The organism is uncultured Rothia sp. (assembly GCF_937976295.1).
In the GTDB taxonomy this organism is placed as follows: domain Bacteria; phylum Actinomycetota; class Actinomycetes; order Actinomycetales; family Micrococcaceae; genus Rothia.
The window spans coordinates 1-4,716 of the sequence record NZ_CALJRY010000316.1; the positions used below are offsets into that span (position 1 = coordinate 1).

At 58.4% G+C, this 4,716-nt stretch carries 3 protein-coding genes and 1 pseudogene; all 4 read right to left on the bottom strand.

All coding sequences use genetic code 11. From position 1 onward, the window contains the following. A partial coding sequence (locus Q0216_RS08405) for a lytic transglycosylase domain-containing protein (RefSeq protein WP_298594493.1) occupies nt 1-1,057 on the bottom strand: 1,057 nt, incomplete at its 3' end. 14 nt (nt 1,058-1,071) lie between these two features. Next, nucleotides 1,072-2,640: an ATP-binding protein gene (locus Q0216_RS08410; protein WP_298594494.1), complete on the bottom strand. Its 1,569-nt coding sequence runs from the start codon at nt 2,638-2,640 to the stop codon at nt 1,072-1,074. Nucleotides 2,641-2,642: 2 nt separating this feature from the next. After that, complete coding sequence (locus Q0216_RS08415; RefSeq protein WP_298594495.1) at nt 2,643-4,157, bottom strand: SCO6880 family protein; 1,515 nt, start codon at nt 4,155-4,157, stop codon at nt 2,643-2,645. A 188-nt stretch (nt 4,158-4,345) separates the two neighbouring features. Further along, nucleotides 4,346-4,716: pseudogene (locus Q0216_RS08420) on the bottom strand (hypothetical protein); the annotation flags it as partial.

Genomic DNA, 4,716 nt, shown 5'->3' on the forward strand with positions numbered 1-4,716 from the left:
CAGCAGGCCACCCCTTCGCACGCCAGGCGGTAGCCCACTCGCCACCATTACCCAGAGGCACCGAGGCAAAATTACCATTCGTGTACTTCGGGTGATTCGGATCAGTCGCACCCACCTGCTGATTAAGCCTCCACAGCGAAAAGTCCGTGCAATTGACGTAGTACATGCCCGTGACGGGGTTTGCAGCTTCGACGTATCCAGCCCACGGGTAATCATCCGTGCCGGTCACCGTGCCGCCGCTGTAATTCTGCGGCGAGCAGTTATTGCCTCCCGCTTGGTTACCGGTCACGTTCGCGGTGTCATCCGTATACGGAACCGCGCCCTTCTCAACCGAACCGTCAGACTTACCGCCCACCTGATCGCCGTACGTCTTAGCGTAGATACTCGCCAAGCCGCGGATACGCGACAAATACGTCTGCGTCTCCGAATACGGCGGCACACCGTTATAGTTCTGCACCGCACCCGGACCCGCGTTATAACCAGCCATAATCAGCTCCACCGCCGGAACATCCGGATGAGCATCAATCACCGGCTTCAACTGCGCCCGCAAATCACGCAGGTATTCACCCATCGCACGAATAGCAGCCTGCGGATCATTCGGGCTACCACCATGACCATACGTCTGCCACGTCGAGGGAATAAACTGCGTCAAACCACTAGCGCCAGCACTATTAGCGCCCAGCGTCGGATCCCACCCAGACTCCGCCTCAATCTGAGCCGCAATCCACGACGTCGGAACACCCGACACCAACGACGCCCACACCACATACTGCTCCCAGTCATTCGGGATCTTACCGCCCACACGCGACGACTCAGAACGAGTCGTCGCCGACCCGTCATCATCATAAATCGTCACGTCCACCTGGCCACCCTCACCCTCACCAGACGCAGCAGCAGCCGATGCAGACGCCGGACGGCACGCAGCAGCCGCACTACTACCACCGAGCACACCACCAAAAAGAATGATGATGCCCAAAATCGGGCCAAGCACCAAACCCACCGCCACCACGGCAACACCAACCAGCAGCGGGCCAGCACCCTTCTTCTGCTCTTCCATCACAAAACTCCCTGCTAATCCTTAGTGAAACGAGTATCCGTCTGGTGCAGACGACCCAGAGTCGCCGGCTTCGGCGACTGCACCGGAATACCCACACTCGAACCGACCTTCCACAACGCACGACCAGCACCCTCAGGCACACCCGTAGACCGCAACCCACCATGACCCTTACGAGCCGCAGCAGGATTCAACCCGTCCGCACCCGACACGAAACCAGTCACCATCGCTGCCTCCTTCGTCGAAATCGGACGCACCGTACGCAACACGTCAATATCCTCCGGCTCCAGAGCCAACAACACCCACAGGCCGCACTTACCAATCAGCGAATGCGCAATCTTACGGTCCGCCTCGTTATCAATCATCAGAAAGTCCTTCGGCGAATGGGTAATCTTCCACTCACCCACACCCACCGACCTGTTGGTGCGTGAGAGCTTGTCAACCTCCTGAATCATGCCCGGCGCCATACGCACCGGATACCAAAACTCATCCATCAGGCTGCTGTAACCGTGCCAGGTATACCGAGGGGTATACACCTCACCCTCAGCAGCAGCCTCCGCCTCCTTCTTCGCCTCATGCTGACTCAACTCCCAATGCGCATCAATCGCATTCATACCCAAACGCCACGTGGTCATCATGACCGCACTAATCATGTGATCCATCGAATCAGGAATCGACGACGAATCAAAACAGAACCCACCAGCATTACCCGGATTAATCGTCATACCCTCATCAGAGAAAATCGCCGCCATATCGCCATACACCAACGCCGACAACGACCGGTACAACTCCAAATACGCGCTCTTAAACTCGCTCGCATCATCCAAACCAGCAGCATGCACCGCCTTCTGACTCGGATGCTCGAAGAAATGCAACAAATGACCCAGCGACGGCTTCCGCTCCGCCTCCATCACCGACTCCACCGACGCCTTAATCATCGTGCGCTCATCATCACTGACACCACGATCACGACCACGGTTAATACGAATCAACGCAATAATGTTGTGCACAATATTCGCCACCGCAATAGCACGCAACTCCACACCCGTCTGACCGCCAATAATGTCACCAGCAGCCGCCAACGGGCCAGCATCCAACGGATTAATCTTCGTCGAATGACGATTAATACCGATATCAAAAACATCCGCACCAATCGCACGCGCCAGCGGAGTCCACTCCTCACGCTTCAACGGATTAAAAATCGCCAACGGGCACCCCGTCGCATTCAAATACGCAGCCACCAAACCCGACAAACTGGACTTACCGTAACCGTTCAGACCGAACACCATCGCCGACGGCGAGGTAATCATATTCGCCTTATACAAGCTGATATGATCCAACGCCACCGCAGACCCACTCGTCAGGTCATACCCAATCGGGGCACCCGACACCGGGCGAGACGTACCCGTCACAAACGGGTACAAACCCGCACTCTCCCACGTCGTCTCCAGCCACGGACGCGGCTGAGCCAGCTGACCCCAGGCACCGCCGCCGAAGCCGTGCTGACCATGAATTGACGTACGCGGATGATCCACCACAGCACCAGCACGGCTACCACCGCGGTCCTTCTTCCTAAAGAACACCATGACTAATCCTCCTGCTGCTTCTGATCCTCAGCCTTCTCAGCGGGCGCCTTCGCCAACAACGACATACTCGGCGCATACGTCCACGGGAACAAACCCAACGGCAGGGTCTGATGGAACGCCGCATCCGCCGCATAATCAGCGAAACACCACCGCATACCACCCATCAACGCCTTCAACTCATTCTCAGCAGCACGCTGCGCCGCCGCATTCGGCTCAAACGTCACCGTCACCATCAACGCCCACTCCTGAATCATCGCGCCGCGACTCATCTGATCCATCGCCTCAGCAGCCGCTTTCGCCTTCTTCATCTCAAACGCAGTCACACGCTTACGCGACGTCGACTCCGTCGTCGTCGCACGCGACGCCGCATCAATACGCGAACGCTGAGCCGCCAACGGCACCGGACGATACAAAATACTCACACGCTTGCGCAAAAAATGACGCGAAGGCGCGAACAGCTTCTCATACGAGCGGTCCGTGATCTTCGCCGGATCCGGGACAGTCATCATCACCGTCATCGACGCCACCGAATCATGGAACACCACACGCGGATGCGCAGCATTAAAATACTCAGGAGCCGCACCCTCAAACGGGCGGAACGCCGGAATGCGATCCTTAATTTCCTGAGCCACCTCACCATTACGGTGCGGGTTATACGCCGTGTACAGCATGTCCCCATAATCGGCGTCACTCATCACCTGGCTAATACCAGACCCAGCTGACGCCAACGCCTTCAAATGACGCGGAACACGCGACAGTACCTCAGCAGTAGCACCGTCCACATCCTCAGCCAACGCCGAAATCTTATACCCCAACGTCACATACGATCGCACATGCGCCACCGTCTGCGGCAGCATACCAGCAGCCTCACGCGCGATCTGCTGCGCCACCTGCGGGGCGGCCGGGTCCAGATTCGACAAAATAGACTCAGCCAACGGCGCCGAAGACTCAAAGACCGAATCCACCACAACCTGAGCACCATTCAGCCCAGTCTCACCAGCCAGCGACGACAGCCACGCAGCATACGCGCTCACCTGCTCCGTCGTACGAGACTGCGTACTCATCGCCACACCCGCCGGTGAGCACTCAATCGTCACCGACAGCTGATTAGCACGCGTATGATGCAGCAACTGCACCGGGTTACCCAAACCGTCCACACTATCGCGCACCGTCAGAGTCGACAGCACACCCGGCAGCCCCAGGGCACGGTCCTGACCACCAAAATGCGACGCGAGAAACAGCGTCTCGCCTGATTCAACTCGCTGAGTATGCGCCGCGTACCGGCGGATACGGTGCATCAGCGTCTTATCCTCAGCCCCAAACGGGATTTCCAGCAACCCCACGTAGACGATCACGACGAGCGTGAACACGCCCGCGGCAATGAATTCCTTCAGCAGGCACAAGAACAGGAGGATGACGGCTGCAACGATGAGGATGATGCCAGCTCGTGCCGGAAGCCAGCCACCAATCTTAAGGGACCCGGATCGGATCGGGTTACCGTACTGAGGAGCCTGCATGAATCGTCCTTTCCCGCCCCAAGGGGGGCGGTTTTTGGGTGTGCTGTAGCTGACCCCCACGGTGTGGGGGTCTTATGAGTAAGTGAAAAAAGAAAGAGAGAAAGAGAGAATTTAGGGGGTGGTGCAGTGATTGCATAACGCTATGACTGCACTATGCAATCACCACACCCTCAACAAAGGCCGCCGTACTAGTGGATACGGTCCAGGCTCTGCTCATCCAGCAGAACCTCTTCAGCGTGCTCGGCGCGCGGCATGTGGTTCTCAAGGACCTGCGCAGCCTGCGCAAGACGGCTCACGCCGGAAGAACCGCCACCAGAGCCGCCGCTACCCGGTGCTGCGCTAGTGTCACTACCGGCACTCACCGTCAAGCCGATACCGACCATACCGCCGCCGGGAGCCTGCGGGGCAGACCCACCAGCAGCAGGCGCAGCAGGTGCGGAGCCACCGCTCGAGGCGGCAGGAGCACCACCAGAGGCGATAGCACTAGAACCGCCAGACGAGGTAGCAGGGGCACCGCCGCCAGCAGCGATAGCGCCAGAGCCACCCGACGCGCCAGCAG

Excerpts from the sequence above, each read along its gene's own strand:
- Q0216_RS08410 (WP_298594494.1), bottom strand. The coding sequence starts at position 2,640 with ATGGTGTTCTTTAGGAAGAAGGACCGCGGTGGTAGCCGTGCTGGTGCT.
- Q0216_RS08415 (WP_298594495.1), bottom strand. The coding sequence starts at position 4,157 with ATGCAGGCTCCTCAGTACGGTAACCCGATCCGATCCGGGTCCCTTAAG.